Annotated in this window: 13 protein-coding genes; 7 read left to right on the top strand and 6 right to left on the bottom strand. The window is 54.2% G+C overall.

Translation table 11 applies throughout. From position 1 onward, the window contains the following. The first annotated feature begins 3 nt into the window (after positions 1 to 3). Entirely contained in the window at positions 4 to 1,419 is a 1,416-nt protein-coding gene (gene lpdA, locus ACZF99_RS13025) for a dihydrolipoyl dehydrogenase (protein WP_483612425.1), read from the top strand. A gap of 177 nt (positions 1,420 to 1,596) precedes the next feature. Here the strand turns inward: lpdA and ACZF99_RS13020 are convergent, their stop codons facing one another. The 5 genes from ACZF99_RS13020 to ACZF99_RS13000 all read right to left on the bottom strand — a co-directional run bounded on the left by ACZF99_RS13020 (position 1,597) and on the right by ACZF99_RS13000 (position 6,706). Continuing rightward, positions 1,597 to 2,415, bottom strand: a complete 819-nt coding sequence (locus ACZF99_RS13020; RefSeq protein WP_483612423.1) for an SDR family oxidoreductase — start codon at positions 2,413 to 2,415, stop codon at positions 1,597 to 1,599. A gap of 13 nt (positions 2,416 to 2,428) precedes the next feature. Then, positions 2,429 to 2,791 (bottom strand): MerR family transcriptional regulator, encoded by a 363-nt coding sequence (locus ACZF99_RS13015; RefSeq protein ID WP_483612421.1) that lies wholly within the window; start codon positions 2,789 to 2,791, stop codon positions 2,429 to 2,431. A 147-nt stretch (positions 2,792 to 2,938) separates the two neighbouring features. Further along, complete coding sequence (locus ACZF99_RS13010) at positions 2,939 to 3,757, bottom strand: class I SAM-dependent methyltransferase (RefSeq protein WP_483612419.1); 819 nt, start codon at positions 3,755 to 3,757, stop codon at positions 2,939 to 2,941. Between the two features lie 148 nt (positions 3,758 to 3,905). Next, complete coding sequence (locus ACZF99_RS13005; protein WP_483612417.1) at positions 3,906 to 6,416, bottom strand: FAD-dependent oxidoreductase; 2,511 nt, start codon at positions 6,414 to 6,416, stop codon at positions 3,906 to 3,908. Then, positions 6,413 to 6,706 carry an ArsR/SmtB family transcription factor gene (locus ACZF99_RS13000; protein WP_483612415.1) on the bottom strand — a complete coding sequence of 98 codons (294 nt, stop codon included), beginning with the start codon at positions 6,704 to 6,706 and terminating at the stop codon, positions 6,413 to 6,415. Before ACZF99_RS13000 ends, ACZF99_RS13005 begins: the two co-directional genes overlap by 4 nt. A gap of 176 nt (positions 6,707 to 6,882) precedes the next feature. On the opposite strand from ACZF99_RS13000, the gene ACZF99_RS12995 reads away from it, so the two are divergent. Further along, positions 6,883 to 7,347 carry a hypothetical protein gene (locus tag ACZF99_RS12995; RefSeq protein WP_483612414.1) on the top strand — a complete coding sequence of 155 codons (465 nt, stop codon included), beginning with the start codon at positions 6,883 to 6,885 and terminating at the stop codon, positions 7,345 to 7,347. A gap of 7 nt (positions 7,348 to 7,354) precedes the next feature. Here the strand turns inward: ACZF99_RS12995 and ACZF99_RS12990 are convergent, their stop codons facing one another. Then, a complete protein-coding gene (locus ACZF99_RS12990) occupies positions 7,355 to 8,128 on the bottom strand; it encodes a hypothetical protein (RefSeq protein ID WP_483612412.1) in 774 nt (257 codons plus the stop codon). Positions 8,129 to 8,435: 307 nt separating this feature from the next. Between ACZF99_RS12990 and ACZF99_RS12985 the strand changes: the two genes are divergently transcribed. The 5 genes from ACZF99_RS12985 to ACZF99_RS12965 all read left to right on the top strand — a co-directional run bounded on the left by ACZF99_RS12985 (position 8,436) and on the right by ACZF99_RS12965 (position 15,502). Further along, the gene (locus tag ACZF99_RS12985) at positions 8,436 to 10,031 is read left to right on the top strand and encodes an alkaline phosphatase family protein (protein WP_483612410.1); all 1,596 of its coding nucleotides are present in this window, start codon (positions 8,436 to 8,438) and stop codon (positions 10,029 to 10,031) included. Positions 10,032 to 10,134: 103 nt separating this feature from the next. Continuing rightward, positions 10,135 to 10,929: a thymidylate synthase gene (thyA, locus tag ACZF99_RS12980; protein WP_483612408.1), complete on the top strand. Its 795-nt coding sequence runs from the start codon at positions 10,135 to 10,137 to the stop codon at positions 10,927 to 10,929. Between the two features lie 51 nt (positions 10,930 to 10,980). Continuing rightward, positions 10,981 to 11,445, top strand: coding sequence for a dihydrofolate reductase (locus ACZF99_RS12975; RefSeq protein WP_483612406.1), 465 nt, complete (start codon positions 10,981 to 10,983; stop codon positions 11,443 to 11,445). 165 nt (positions 11,446 to 11,610) lie between these two features. After that, positions 11,611 to 13,098, top strand: a complete 1,488-nt coding sequence (locus ACZF99_RS12970; RefSeq protein ID WP_483612404.1) for a glutamate synthase subunit beta — start codon at positions 11,611 to 11,613, stop codon at positions 13,096 to 13,098. A 142-nt stretch (positions 13,099 to 13,240) separates the two neighbouring features. Then, a complete protein-coding gene (locus ACZF99_RS12965; protein ID WP_483612402.1) occupies positions 13,241 to 15,502 on the top strand; it encodes a type IA DNA topoisomerase in 2,262 nt (753 codons plus the stop codon). Positions 15,503 to 15,513: the final 11 nt, after the last annotated feature.

The raw sequence follows: 15,513 nt of genomic DNA, 5'->3' as shown, positions 1-15,513 counted from the left end.
TCAATGGTAGTAGGAGATGCTTCTCTTGATATTGATACATTAGTTGTCGGTGCAGGTCCCGGCGGGTATGTGGCGGCCATTCGTGCCGCCCAGCTCGGGCAAAAAGTGCTCATCGTTGACAAATCGGAGCTTGGCGGCGTCTGCTTGAATCGCGGATGTATCCCGTCCAAAGCGCTGATCTCGGCAGCGCATCAGTACGAGTCCGCGCAGCATGCCGACGCGTTCGGGATTACGGCGGAGAACGTGAAAGTGGACTTTAAGAAAACGCAAGAATTCAAAAGCGGCGTCGTCAAAAAGATGACCCAAGGCGTTAGCGGCCTGCTCAAAGGCAACAAAGTGGAAGTGTTCAGCGGTGAAGTGATGTTCATCAACGAAAACGAAGCCCGCGCCTTTAATGATCATGAATCGCCGCGCTACCGCTTCAAGCACTGCATTCTGGCTACCGGTTCCCGCCCGATCGAGCTGAAAGCCTTCCCGTTTGGCGGACGCATCCTGTCTTCGACCGAAGCGCTTGAGCTGCAAGAGATTCCGAGCAGCCTCGTGGTGATCGGCGGCGGTTACATCGGCGCCGAACTCGGCCAAATGTTCTCCAAATTCGGCACCAAGGTAACGATCATCGAAGGAATGGATACCGTGTTGCCTGGCTTTGACAAAGACATGACCCGTCTGGTTGCCAAGAACATGGCGAAAACCGGCATCGAAATCGTAACCAACGCCAAAGCCGAAAGTGCCGAGCAAACCGATAAGAATGTAACGGTGAAATATTCCGTAAACGGCGAAAGCAAGGAAGTCACCGCGGATTACCTGCTGGTAACGGTTGGCCGTCGTCCCAACACGGATGGCGACTTGGGTCTGGACCTGGCCGGTGTTGAATTAACCGATCGCGGTTTGGTTAAAGTCGACCACCAAGGCCGCACCAGCAACCCGAACATCTTTGCGATCGGCGATATCGTGGCTGGCCCTGCGCTGGCGCACAAAGCTTCCTATGAAGGGAAGGTTGCTGCCGAAGTTATCGCGGGATTGCCTTCCGTGGTGGATTACAAAGCGATTCCTGCGGTCGTATTTACCGATCCGGAATGCTCCAGCGTGGGTCTGACGGAATCCGAGGCGAAGGAGAAGGGCTTCAAGGTCAAAGCCGGCAAGTTCCCGTTTGCGGGCAACGGCCGCGCGACTTCTTTGAATCAACCTGAAGGCTTCATCAAAATCGTGGCCAACGAAGAAAACAACGTGGTTCTCGGCGCGCAAATCGTCGGGATCGAAGCTTCCAACCTGATCGCCGAGCTGGGGCTTGCGGTCGAAATGGGGGCGACGCTCGAAGATATCTCGCTGACCATTCACGCTCACCCAACGTTGGGCGAAATCGTGATGGAAACCGCCGAGCTGGTGGAAGGTCATCCGATCCACGTCATTTCTCGCTAAGCATTGTTTATCCCACTCCTCCTAAGAGTGGATCATCTCCTAAGAATATTGGGCGAGACCGATTTTGCGGTCTTGCCCTTTTTTAAGTGGCATAAGCCAGTTGAGTACGCGAAGCGTGCGAAACAGAAAACCACCCGCTATGCGGTGGTGTAGTCCAGGTTTATAATATGCTGAAGATTATTCGATATCTATACCAAATCTTTGAGCCATTTTGCCGATAAATTCATGATCGTGTAGTTCTTCACGTTCCCTCATCAAGTCAGAGCCGGTATGATATCTCAGTTGGCGGGAAGGATCGATTGCCGCCTTGTAGATAACTTCAGCAACAAGTTCCGGAGAAGCGATTTGTTCAGGGTCGAACAGGCTTTGATACATGAAATTGATTTTTTGCTCGAATTCACTATAATCTGTCAACCGGGTATCCTGAATGGCATCCCTGGATCTGCCCGTGAACTCGGTTCTGGTAGGGCCCGGCTCCACAATCTTTACCCGAATATTAAATGGAGACAGTTCATAAAGCAGAGACTCGGTGAATCCGTTTACGGCGTATTTGGAAGCATGATAAAGCGAAAACAACGGATAGGTGACTCTGCCTCCCTCAGAGGTAACGTTGATAATTACTCCCTTACGGTTCTTTCTGAAATGAGGCAGGATCGCTTTGATTACCCGCATCAGGCCAAAAACATTGACATCAAACTGCCTTTGAATTTGTTCTTCCGTTGCGGCCTCAAAGATACCAAATGCACCGTAACCTGCATTGTTTACAACGGCGTCGATTTCCCCGAATTTTGATATCCCTTGCTCGATTACATTTTGGATCGATTCCTTGTTTTCAACGTCGAGATAGGTAACCCATACGTTCTGAACCTTGGCCAATTCCGTTTCTTTTTCAGGAGAACGCATAGTAGCGATAACGTTCCATCCTTTATTGGCGAAATGTAAGGCTGTAGCTCTTCCGATTCCTGCAGATGTACCGGTGATCATGATTGTTTTCATGGACTGGCGCCCCCTAATCTCCTACCTGAGAGGAATATAAATCAATCTTGTATTGAATGTTTTCCTTGAAGCGAGTTAATTGTTTGAATTGGGCTTCGATACGTTCAATTTGCAATTGAAGCATTTGGATACGTTCAGGTTTCGTTTCATCTCCCTTTATGACCAGTTGCACAAATTGCTTCATTTCGGCAATACTCATTCCCGAATCGCGAAGGCAGCATGCGAATTTGATCCATTCAATGTCTTCCGCATCAAATATGCGAACACCTCTTTCATTACGTTTGGCGGGTGGGAGAATCCCCTCCTTTTCATAGTAACGAAGAGTGTGAATAGACAATCCGATCTCGTCCGCAAGCTGACTAATTTGAAGGGCCATAGAAGATTTCGTCCATTCTTTTGCACATTGGACATTCCTCCTTTCACCACGAAATTAATGGTAGTTTAGCAGCTAGAGCGCGCTCTATGTCAAGGCTTTCATCACGACCAAGCTCGATGGAAAAACTGTACCGCTTTCTATTTTGAGTCATAGTATGCCGAGCCGCATCCGGTAACTAAAAAGGATGTTGCGGATCTCTCCGCCAAATCCCCGCTTCACCTGATCGCGAAATTGCTCGGCGGCGGAGGCGATCTCGTCCGCTCCTAGTTTCAAGGCCGTTTGAAGGCCGCCTTGACTGAGGGCCAGATTCGCATAACGCTCGGCGTCAAATCTCTCCCAATGGTGAAATACGATCTCTCGGGAATACCGGAACAGGCCGCTATTTTGGATTTGCTGCAAGTGCCGGTCTTTGGGCCATTTATAGGCTTCCTTGCCGTTTTCGATCAGCTCGCTTACCCGCCTGTCAGCCAGTTGGATGAGCTGTTCATAAGCTTGCTCAAGCTCCGGGGTTGAGACCGGCGGCCAATCGCAGTCGTATGCAGCGAAGATGCCTCCGGAGCGCAGCACCCTGGCGAACTCCTGCAGCGCCGGTTGAGGGTCCATCCAGTGGAAGGATTGAGAGCAGGTGACAATATCTACGGAAGCCGGTTCCAGCGGCAATTCATAAGATAAACCTTTGACGAATTGAAGTTGGGCCGGCCGGTTCCGTTTTTGCCAGTGAGCGTTCGCTACAACGCGCATGTCATCATTAGGCTCTATCCCGAGGATTTGCTTCGCATGACCCAGCCAGACAAAGGAAGAGAGTCCGGTACCGCAGCCGACATCCGCGATCGTCTCCGGGGAGCGGCCCAAATACATCGTAAGGATGTTGATGAGGTCAACCGGTGGCTTGGGACGGCTCTGATCATACAGACCGCCGAACCCGCTGAAGCGATCCACGTTATTTTGTCGGATCTTCTTGCTCATGGGAACTCACTCCTTTAAATGAAAATTACGATTCATCCATTATACGATATCGTAGGGAGCGAGCAAACCATTCCGCACAACGAAAAAGACCGACGGAGCAAGCCCGTTTCGGGCTAGGCTGCAGCGGTCTTCTTGTGAAAGTGATAGACTAGATGAACAAATTGATGCCCGATTGATCGGCTTTGCCTAAATAATAGCCAACCCCGCCGATTTTGACCCCGTCGATCAGCTCTTCCCGGCGAATGCCCATCAGATCCATGGACATTTGGCAGGCGACGATTTCTACGCCTTGGTGAATGGCGGTGTCCATCAATTCTTCCAATGACGAGACGTTGTTATTTTTCATCACGCTGCGGATCATTTTCGTTCCCATCCCCAGCATATTCATGCGGGAGAGGGACAACTTGCGGCTGCCGCGCGGCATCATCATCCCAAACATGCGGCCGATGAAGGATTTGGCGATAGGCACCTTTTCCGACTTGCGCAGAATGTTCAGCCCCCAGAAGGTGAAAAACAATGTTACTTTCTTGCCGCTGGCCGCTGCGCCGTTGGCGATGATGAACGATGCGATCGCCTTGTCCAAGTCGCCGCTGAACACGACCATCGTCGTGCCCTCCGGAGAATTCGCCGGCTGTGCCGTTGTTTCGGCGCGACGATTTGTACCTTCCTTGCATAGATAGGCCTCGATAACGCCATTGGCGTTCTTGCTGACCTGGACCATCCGGTGTTTGGACATCGTGGCCCATGCCTGCACATCCTCGTAAAATCCAGGATCGGAGGCGGTCACGTGCAGAATTTGTCCCGCTTGCAACCGGTCCATGGCTTGTTTCACTTGAATCAGCGGGCCGGGGCAGCACAGCCCGCAGGCGTCGAGCTCGGCATCGGCATTTGGCTTGGCGTCCTTGGGGTCAGTCGCATGTGGTATCGGCTGGGTTGCCTCCGAGGCCGACGCTGCGGCAATTTCCGCTTGTACCGCACGATCGGCGGGACGATCCGGCGAGCTTGCCCGTCCGGGCCGGTAGTTGGCCATTTGATAGAGCTTGTAGCCGCCGGTCAGATTCCGCACCTTATACCCCTTTTGCTGCAGGATCCGCGCAGCGGTGTATCCGCGCAACCCAACTTGACAATAAACCCAAATCTCCTTATTAGGGTCCAATTCGTCCAGCCGATCGCGCAGCTCGTCGACCGGAATCAGCAGGGAGCCGGGGATATGCCCGTTGGCATGCTCGATCTCGGAACGGACATCCACCAGCAAGGTCGCGTGCTCATCCCGCCCCGCCAAATCCTGCGGAACGAACACTTGGACGCGTCCGCTTAACACGTTCTCCGCGGTATAGGCGGCCATGTTGACCGGATCCTTCGCCGAAGAGTAGGGTGGGGCATAAGCCAGTTCCAGCTCGGTCAGATCCGTTACCGTACCGCGGAAACGAATGACCGTGGCGATCTCGTCGATCCGTTTATCCACCCCGTCATAACCGACGGCTTGTGCCCCAAGGACGGTACCGTCCGGCTTAAACAACAGCTTAATGGATAGCGGGGTTGCGCCGGGATAGTAGGAGGCATGGGAATTGGGATGAACCACGGTGACCCGGTAGGGGATGCGTAGCCGCTGCAGTGTTTTCTCATTGTTCCCGGTGGCTGCTCCGGTAAGTCCAAATACCTTGATGATAGACGTACCTTGCGAGCCTTTATAGGAAGTCCCCAGGCCGCAGACGTTATCCGCAGCGATACGTCCTTGTTTGTTGGCGGGCCCGGCTAGGGGGATGGCGGTTTGGGAGCCATTAACGAAATCGACGACTTCAACCGCATCACCTACGGCGTAAATATCGGGAATGCTGGTTTCCAGCTTGTCGTTCACGACAATATGTCCTCTTGGCCCCAGCTCTATGCCGGCGTCCTTCAAAAAAGCCGTATCCGGAGTAACGCCGATCGCCAAAATCACAATGTCCGCGGATATTTCATGGCCATCCGAAGTGTGAACCTCGATCCGATCCGCTTGTTCCGTAAACGAAGCGACGGTCTGCGACATCAGTAGGTTGACGCCGTGATCCTCCAGTTCCTTGGCAAGGACGCCTGCCATTTCGGTATCAAACGGTGCTAAAATTTGGGAGCCGCCTTCAATCAACGTCACGTCAAGCCCGATGTCTCTTAAATTCTCGGCCATTTCCACACCGATAAATCCGCCGCCGATCACGATTGCCGAAGCGGCGTGCTCTTGGGCGACCCGTCGTTTAATACGGTCGGTGTCCGGAATGTTCCGCAAGGTATGGATTCGGCTGCTGTCGATGCCGGGAAGATTCGGACGAATAGGTCTGGCGCCGGGCGACAAAATCAGCGCGTCGTAGCTTTCCCGATATTCGCCGCGCTCTTTACTGCGAACGAGCACGGTTTTGGTGGCCGGATCGATTCCGATCACTTCGCTTTCGATGCGGACATCGATGTTAAAGCGCCGATGCATCGCTTCCGGCGTTTGGACGAGCAGCTTTGACCGCTCTTTGATGGAATCGCCGATATAATAGGGGAGCCCGCAATTGGCGAACGAAATGTACGGATCCCGCTCGAACATGACGATATGGGCTTCCTCATCCAGCCGGCGAAGTCTTGCGGCCGCAGAGGCTCCGCCGGCAACGCCGCCGACAATCAATACTTTTTTGCTCATTTGTCATCCTCCTCCTCAAACAACTGGCGAACCAGCTTGATCACTTTGTCGTTCGCCAGTTTATAATGGACCTCTAAACCGCTTCGTTCAGCTTCGACGATGCCAAAGCTGCGCAGCTTTTGTAAGTGCTGCGACACGGTCGATTGCGGCAGATCCAAACATTCCTGCATATAAGTAACATTGCACTGCGGTTTACCGAGCAAGCCGCGCACGATACACAGTCGGACCGGGTGGGCCAGCGCTTTCAGCATGTCGGCCGCTTCTTGGTAGGCTTTAAAGTTGTTATCCACGTGGATTCACCTCGTTTTCATATTATCATTATATCGTAATATTGCGATATAGCAATACATTTTTAAAAATGCATTCCTCCATCCCCTCCTGCCGGCAACCTTTAGGCCGCGATTAACGTCGAAAAACCGACAGGAGAAAATTAAAATTGCGAGTTTGAAGGGAAGGAGGAGTGCGTATGATCGCTCGTAGCACTAACGTCATCTTTCTGGTCTACCTGCTGCTCACGATGCTGCTTGGTTCCCAGCCGTTGAAGCAAACCGAAGAATCGCCCCCGGTTTATCCCGACCGATTGTCGAGCCAAGCCGAAGACAAGATTCTTCAGGTGACTGCGCAAGCCGTTCGGTTGGAGGACGGCGCAACTTATCGTCTGGAAGTCACGATAACGAACAAAACGAACACGATGGTGGACATTCTAGCCAACTGCGGAAGCCTCGTCACCATCGAGCATGAAGAGTTTGCTCGTGAAGACCGTGACTGCGCTGCCGTACATTCCATGGGCTTACCCAAAAATGCATCGGAGAAAGAAAGCTATGATCTGCCCGCGGAGTATGTGAAGAACGAAAGCTTGAAGATCAAGGTCCGATACGAAGACGAAGGCGTCCGCGGGACCCTTGAGCTGGATTTGACGCCGGAGAAGTAACGAAGATTCACTTGGGCAGCTTGGCGGCCGCTGCCGATACGGTTTGGGCGATTTTCTTCTCCCATTCGTATACTTTCGTTAAGGAATTGTGGACGGCTTTGGTTTGGTCATACACTGTTTTGAGTTCCAGCGCGGCGGTGATTGCGTCGCCTCGCTTTACGCTGGCCTTATATCGCTTATCCGCCGCCGAAAGGTGTTTTCGCGCGGCGGCGACGGATTTGTTTTCGGCGGTGATCTGCTTTTTTAACGTCTGCACCGGGGCTAGCGCGTCTTTCACTACCTTCGCTTTGGCTGCCTTGGACTTCTTCGCGGCGGCGAGTGCATCCTTCTTCGCCTTGATCTCCGCCGAAGCCTTCGTTGCCGCAGGCTTCATCTGATTACGCTTCAATTCCAGCAGATCCGTCGCCTTCTTATCCTTGCGTTTCTTGGCTGCCGCGACTTGTTTGCCTAATGCCGCGTACTGTTCCAACAGAGGGGCGTGCTTGCGCTGCAAGGCCTCGGTTTCCTGGGTCAGGCGGGTAACCGTCGCTTGATCGATCGCTTTGACCTTGGCGTTTAACGCCGACAATGCTTCGTTATTCTTCTTCCGCAGCGCCGTAATCTCGGCGCTTTCCTGCTTGACCACCGCCTGTACCGCCGTTAGCCCGTCGTAGATGGCATCGATCCCGTTGAAAGCCGCTTCCCAACTGCTTGCGGCTTTCGCTTGGCTAGTTCCGCCCAGCATCACCGAAAGCAAGAGCGCCGCTAACAAGGCCAGCCTGACTGATGTTCTCCACTTCACAAACCGTCAACTCCCATCACAATGAATTTACCATCATCATAGAGAACGAAAAAAAGCACCCCAAGAAAGGCGATCATCGCCTGCCTTGCGAGGTGCTTCACTCGCGATCATTCTATTTGATTTTGGTATTATCCACTATAAACTACCAAATCCCGAAAGTCAATCATCGATGCGAACCTACGTTCCGAACATTGATCATTCACGGAATTTTCGCAGGGAGAAATGACATACTAAGCCTAAACTTCAAGGCGGGTGAAAGTAAATGCACCGAAAATTTGCTCGGCACAAGTACATAAACTTATGGCTTATGCTCTTGGTCGTTTGCCTGATTCCGGGCGGATGTCAGCAATCCCGAATTCCGGAAGAACCAGATTTACAGCATATTCAATCGGCTAACGGGCTGTCCGAAGGAAAGAAAAAAGTCATTTTCGTGCTGGCCGACTCCCTTATGGCTCAATCGATCCAACGCGGAGTCCAGGCGAACGAGCTTCCGACGTTTCAATATTTAATTGAACACGGCCAATTTTATCCGGATATGGTCAGCTCTTTCCCAACCATGTCGGTCACGATTGACAGCACCCTGCTGACCGGAACTTACCCTGACGGGCATCATGTGCCGGGATTGACCTGGTATCCCGAAAATGGGAAGAAAGTGATCGGCTATGGATCCGGTCCTTTTGAAATCTTGCGCCGCGGAACGAAGCCGGTATTGCTTCATGCGTTAAGGGATTTAAACGGAAAGCATTTGAATCCCGAACTGCCGACCCTGTATGAGGATTTGCATCGCTTGGGGCTTACCTCCGGGTCCGTCAACGGCTTGGTTTACCGCGGGAAAACGGAACATCATTTCGTCTTGCCGCCACCGATCCGCGATCTGTTATCGCTGACTCAGCCCATCCAAGTGCACGGACCGGATTTCCTGGCCTTCGGGTCTTTGTCGAACCCGCTGGACGGAGTAACCGATTTGCCTGACGGGCCGTTCGACCGACTGGGCTTCAATGACCGCTATGCCGTAGAGACCGTAAAATACTTGATCCGGACCGATCAACTGCCGGACTTTTTGCTCGTCTATTTGCCTGAGCTTGACGGGAAATTGCACAAGCACGGACCGGACGACCGCGAAGGGATTCGGGAGACGGATCGTCGATTGCGGGAATTGCTGGACGCTTTCGGTTCTAAAAAGCAAGCGCTCAACGACTTCGTTCTGATCGTTGCGGGGGATAGCGGGATGAGCAGGGTTTTTCCCAAAAAACAACGGCCGGTGATCGATCTGCCGAAACAGTTGCAGCGTTATCGGGTGCTGCCCACCGGCGAAACGATCGAGAAGTCCACCGAAATTGCTCTCGGCGTTAACGATACGATGGCCTACGTCTACAGTTTGAAACCGGAGGTGACGCTGGGGGAAATAGCCGACACACTGAAAACCGACCCGCGGATCGACATCATCTCCTGGCAAGAAGATGGCTGGATTCACTGCATCAAAGCGGGAAATTCGGCATCCATGAAATTTAAAGCGGGGGGCGAACTGAAGGATGACTACGATCAATCGTGGACCGTGCAGGGAGCGGAACAGGTTCTGGATTTGACGCGGAGAAGCGAAGCCGGGCGAGCGGGGAAAACCCGGATCGGATACGGCCAATATCCTGATCCGCTGAGCCGGCTGCAAGGCGCACTCCGGTCGCATGAAGGGCGATTTCTCGTCGTCACCGCCAAACCGGGTTATGAACTGGCGGAAGCCGGGGCGCCCACGCATGCCTCGGGAGGGGCTCACGGCGGCTTGGATGCGCAGGCGTCACTTGTGCCGCTGATCATCTGCGGAACGGAGAAGAGACCGGATTTTTTGCGTATGGTTAACTTGAAATCGTATGTGCTGGATCTGCTGCGGACGGAAAGCCGCAAATGAGGCATCCGAGTCGTATGGCCTTCCACAACATCCAATTCAAAACACAGGGAAGTCTGCTATAATAGGATGGATTAGAAGACCAATGTGACGGGGTGTTAGAACGATGAGAAATTACTTGGATTTGCTGGAGGATGTTCTAAAGAACGGAACGCCCAAAGAGGACCGAACCGGTGTAGGGACGCGCTCCGTATTCGGCCGGCAGCTGCGTTTCGATTTGAGCGTAGGGTTTCCGCTGGTGACGACCAAAAGGATTCATTTGAAGTCGGTGATTCACGAGCTGCTGTGGTTTTTGCGGGGCGATACGAATATCGCTTATCTCAAAGAGCATGGCGTCCGGATTTGGGACGAGTGGGCGGACGAGAACGGCGACCTGGGGCCGGTATATGGTTCGCAATGGCGTTCCTGGGAAGCGCCGGACGGCCGGAAGATCGATCAAATCGCCGGTGTCGTGGAAGCGATCAAGAAGAATCCCGATTCGCGCCGCCACCTGGTCAGCGCCTGGAATGTGGCCGAGGTGGATCAAATGAAGCTGCCGCCATGCCACTTCGTCTTTCAATTTTATGTGGCGAACGGCAAGCTGTCCTGCATGCTGACGATGCGTTCGGTGGACACGTTCCTCGGACTGCCGTTTAACATCGCAAGTTATGCGCTGCTGACGCATATGATCGCCCAACAATGCGATCTTGAGGTTGGGGAGTTTATTTGGTCCGGCGGGGATGTGCACATCTACAACAATCATGTCGAGCAGGTGAAAACGCAGCTGGAGCGCGAGCCTTATCCGTTGCCGAAGCTGGTGATCAAGCGCAAGCCGGAATCGATCTTCGATTATGTGTACGAAGATTTCGAATTTGTCGGTTATCAATACCATCCGACGATTAAAGCGACGGTTGCCGTTTAATTTTACGGGAAAGGGCGGTATCGCATAGGGATGATTACACTTATATGGGCAATGTCCAGGAACGGAGCTATCGGCCGGAATAACCAGCTGCCCTGGAGGCTGCCCGCCGATCTGAAATTTTTTAAGGCGCAGACGACGGGAAAAACGATCGTTATGGGCCGCAAAACCTGGGAATCGCTGGGACGCAAACCGCTGCCGAACCGGCATAACGTCGTGATTACGGCGGATGCTTCTTACACGGCCGAGGGGGCTGACGTCGTTCATTCGGTGGATGAAGCGTTGGCTTACGCGAAGCGTGGCGAGCTGATGGTGATCGGCGGCGCGGGCGTATTCCAACATTTCCTTCCGTTGGCGGATCGGCTGCTGGTGACCCGAATCGATGAAGACATCGAAGGGGATGTGTTTTTTCCTCACTTTGCGTGGGAAGATTTTGAATTAGTCCATGAAGAACCGGGGGTGCGGGACGAGAAGAACCCCTATGATTACCGTTTTCTGACTTATGAACGCCGCAAATGATGTGATGATAAGTACAAATTATCATATCAATAATCCATTAATAACAGTTCCCCCGAAATGCTAACATCAAGATACACTAATGACGGCGTATAAAAAGTCACATTTCGTCCGGTTTGGCGGATCGGCTGACTTTTTAACAAGATAAACGGATGGGGGAACTTTTTGATGTCGACACCAACAGGATTTATGGAGTTCAAACGCGAGCTTCCCGGAGACCGGAGCCCGTCCGAACGGGTGAAGGACTGGGAGGAATTTCATAAGCACATGTCCGACGAGGAGCTGCGCACCCAAGGCGCGCGCTGCATGGATTGCGGCACGCCGTATTGCCATACGGGCATCGATATGGTTGGCGGGACGTCGGGGTGCCCGGTGCACAACCTGATTCCGGAGTGGAATAACCTGGTCTACCGCAATCTATGGAAAGAGGCGCTGGACCGCTTGCACAAAACGAACAATTTCCCGGAATTTACGGGCCGAGTATGCCCCGCGCCTTGCGAAGGCTCCTGTACGGTAGGCCTGATCGGGCATCCGGTAACGATCAAGACGATTGAGCAGGCGATTATCGACAAAGGATTCGAGGAAGGCTGGGTCGTACCCGAACCTCCGGAGAAGCGGACAGGCCGTAGAGTGGCGATCGTCGGCTCCGGACCGGCCGGTCTGGCCTGTGCCGCCCAATTGAACAAGGCGGGTCACGAGGTGACCGTCTATGAGCGTTCGGACCGGATCGGCGGCCTTCTGATGTACGGCATTCCGACGATGAAGCTGGATAAAACGGTCGTGCAACGCCGAGTCGACTTGTTGGCTGCCGAAGGCGTCAAATTCATCACGAATACGGAAATCGGCAAGGATATCAAAGCGCAGCGGCTTGTCGCCGAATTCGACGCTGTGGTGCTGTGCGGCGGGGCGACGAAACCGCGCGAATTCAACATCGAGGGCAGCGATCTGAATGGCGTGCATTATGCCATGCCGTTCTTAAACGGCACGATCAAGAGCTACCTGGACTCCGGTTTAACCGATGGGCAATATTTGTCCGCCGAAGGGAAGGACGTCATCGTGATCGGCGGCGGCGACACGGGCTCCGACTGCGTGGCCACGGCGTTGCGCCACGGTTGCCGCAGCATTACGCAATTCGGCACGCATACCAAAGCCCCGCTCGAACGCGATCCGATTCACAATCCTTGGCCGCAGTTTCCGAACGTCTACACGCTCGACTACGCCCAAGAAGAAGCCAAGGCTTTGTTCGGCAGCGATCCGCGCGAATTCTCGATCATGACGACGCGGTTCGTCGGCGACGAGAACGGCAACTTGAAGGAGCTGCACACCGTGCAAATCCAGCGGACCGTCGATGAGACCGGCCGCAAGATCTATCAGCCGATCCCGGGCACGGAACGCGTCTTCCCGGCCCAAATGGCGCTCATTGCGATCGGCTTCGATGGTCCGGAATCGACGCTAACGGAGGAATTGGGACTGGAAACAGACCGCCGCACCAACGTGAAGGCGAAATACGGCCAATTCAAAACGAATGTCGACAAAGTGTTTGCCGCCGGCGATATGCGCCGCGGCCAAAGCTTGGTCGTATGGGCGATCAACGAGGGCCGGGAGGCCGCCCGCGAAGTGGATAAATACCTAATGGGATCGACGGTCCTGGTCTAACGTTTGCCTGAAGGCCGCAAGAATTTACAGGACGATCCTGGGTCAATATGCTATAATAGTTACTAGCTTACTAGAGCTGCGCGAAGCGCGGCTCTTTTTTTCGGGAAACGACAGAGAGACAAAGGAAGAGGGGCGCTTAAGCATGAAAACGCTCGTAATTGCCGAAAAACCGGACATGGGACGGACGATCGCCGCGGTGATCGAGCCGAAAGCGAAAAACAACCGGTCCTATCTGGAGGGAGAGCGCTATATCATCACTTGGGCGATAGGTCATTTGTTGGGGTTGGCCGAGCCGGACGCCTATGACGAAAAATACAAACGCTGGAGTTTTGGTGACCTGCCGATTCTGCCGGACCGGTTCAAGATCGTGCCGAACCCGCGGACGAAGGAGCAATTGAACACGATCGGCGAGCTGGCCAAACGCTGCGACACGATCGTGAATGCCTGCGACGCCGCGCGCGAAGGACAGTATATTTTTGCGCTGATCCAGCAGCAGTTGCAGTTGACCCAGCCCGTCAAGCGGCTGTGGATATCCGACTTGACCAGCGAGAGCATCGCCAAAGGGTTTGACGAGCTGCACGATGCGTCCGAGTTCGAGAATTTGACGCTGGCTGCGCGGGCGCGCAGCGAAGCGGACTGGCTGATCGGGATGAACGCCACGCGGGCGTTTACGACCAAGCATCGGGAGCTGCTGTCGGTCGGCCGGGTGCAAACCCCGGTATTGGCACTGATTTACGACCGTCAGAAGGAAATTGAAAACTTCGATTCGCTGACCTACTATGAGATCAAAGCGGAGTTCGAGCAGGACGCGCGCAAGTATACGGGCAGTTGGCAAGGCGACCGGCTGACGGACGGGGAGAAAGCGGCGGCCATTGCCGAGAAAGTCCGCGGGAAGGAAGGACGGATTGCCGAATACGAGGTCAAAGACACGAAGGAGTACCCCTACAAGCTGTATGACCTGACCTTGCTGCAGCGGGAAGCCAACGCCAAGTTCGGCTATTCCGCCAAAAAGACGCTGGATATCGCCCAAGCCTTGTACGAACGCCATAAGGTTATTTCCTATCCGCGGACCAGCTCCAATTATGTAACCGAGCAAAACATCGACGGCATGCACAAGGTGCAGCACATGCTGAAATCATCTAGCTACAAGGAGCTGGCTGAGGGCGGACGGCCGAGTTTGGTGCATGTCGGGAACAAATCGGTATGTAATCCGTCGCGGGTCGAGGACCACCATGCGATTTTGCCGACGCTGCGGCGGCCGGGCACATTGAGTAAGGAAGAACAAAACGTCTACGATCTGGTGATCCGGCGTTTTTTGTCGCATTTTTATCCGGCGGCGGAGTACAAGCAGCATACGGTGCTGACCGAGGTGGAAGGCGAAACGTTCAAAACGAACGTGAAGGAACTGCTGTCGCTCGGTTGGAAAGTATGCCTGCCGGGGGACGACGGGACAAAATCCAGCGGCGGTCGCGGGAAGAAAAAGGAAGAGGAAGAAGAAACCGAGGAGCTGGTCAGCGAACCGTTCCAGGTCGACAAGGACCGTCCGGTGCAATGCGTCGATGCCCTGGCCAAGGAGAAGGCGACGCAGCCGCCGAAGCATTATACGGAAGGAACGCTGTTGAAAGCGATGGAAAGCGCCGGGAAGCAGTTAGAGAACGAAGAGCTGCGGGAGGCGATGAAGGATGCCGGCCTCGGCACCCCGGCCACGCGCGCGGCAACGATCGAGCGCTTGAAGAACGTAGGTTATATTACGATGCAGGGCAAGAAGATCACGGTAACACAAAAGGGCCGTACGGCTGTGGAGCTGATCCGGCGCGCCGGCGTCGAGCTGCTGACCTCGCCGGAGATGACCGGGCAGTGGGAGCGGCGATTGTATCAGATTTCCAAAGGCGAAGCAGCTCGGGAAAAATTTATGGATAACGTACGCCGGTTCACCGTTTCGATCATCGAGAAAGTACGCACGCAGCAAAAAGCGGCCGCCTCCCTGTTCGGCACGGAGGAGGCGGCCAAAGGAAGCCGGCGCGGCGCCGGCAAATCCGGTCGCGCGGCGGCGGGCGAGTCCCGCAGCGCCTCCGCCGCCGCAAAATCGTCGGCCGCCGGCGGTTTGCAGCCGCTCGCGCCTTGCCCGCGCGAGGGCTGCGGCGGCCAGATCATCGAAGGCCGCAAAGGCTACGGCTGCACCCATTACAAGCAGGGCTGCGGCTTCGTGATCTGGAAGGAGTTTGCCGGAAAGAAAATTTCCGCTTCCATGCTAAACGCGCTGTTGACCAAAGGCCAGACCCAACTGCTTACGTTCAAACAAGCGGGCGGTGAGGTGAAGGCGCGAATCGTTTTATCCGATCGGAACAGCGGCAAACTCGCGTTGGAGCATACCGATACAACGGCGGCCTCATCCGGCTCATGACGCTTCGGAAC

This window comes from Paenibacillus sp. JL3B1040 (assembly GCF_057063165.1).
The sequence above is the reverse complement of the archived record's forward strand: the minus strand, read 5'-3'. Positions and strand labels throughout refer to the sequence as shown.

Bases quoted from the DNA above. Each gene is read 5' to 3' on its own strand.
- lpdA (WP_483612425.1), top strand. From the start codon at position 4: ATGGTAGTAGGAGATGCTTCTCTTGATATTGATACATTAGTTGTCGGT.
- ACZF99_RS13020 (WP_483612423.1), bottom strand. From the start codon at position 2,415: ATGAAAACAATCATGATCACCGGTACATCTGCAGGAATCGGAAGAGCT.
- ACZF99_RS13015 (WP_483612421.1), bottom strand. From the start codon at position 2,791: ATGGCCCTTCAAATTAGTCAGCTTGCGGACGAGATCGGATTGTCTATT.
- ACZF99_RS13010 (WP_483612419.1), bottom strand. From the start codon at position 3,757: ATGAGCAAGAAGATCCGACAAAATAACGTGGATCGCTTCAGCGGGTTC.
- ACZF99_RS13005 (WP_483612417.1), bottom strand. From the start codon at position 6,416: ATGAGCAAAAAAGTATTGATTGTCGGCGGCGTTGCCGGCGGAGCCTCT.
- ACZF99_RS12995 (WP_483612414.1), top strand. From the start codon at position 6,883: ATGATCGCTCGTAGCACTAACGTCATCTTTCTGGTCTACCTGCTGCTC.
- ACZF99_RS12985 (WP_483612410.1), top strand. From the start codon at position 8,436: ATGCTCTTGGTCGTTTGCCTGATTCCGGGCGGATGTCAGCAATCCCGA.
- thyA (WP_483612408.1), top strand. From the start codon at position 10,135: ATGAGAAATTACTTGGATTTGCTGGAGGATGTTCTAAAGAACGGAACG.
- ACZF99_RS12975 (WP_483612406.1), top strand. From the start codon at position 10,981: ATGTCCAGGAACGGAGCTATCGGCCGGAATAACCAGCTGCCCTGGAGG.
- ACZF99_RS12970 (WP_483612404.1), top strand. From the start codon at position 11,611: ATGTCGACACCAACAGGATTTATGGAGTTCAAACGCGAGCTTCCCGGA.
- ACZF99_RS12965 (WP_483612402.1), top strand. From the start codon at position 13,241: ATGAAAACGCTCGTAATTGCCGAAAAACCGGACATGGGACGGACGATC.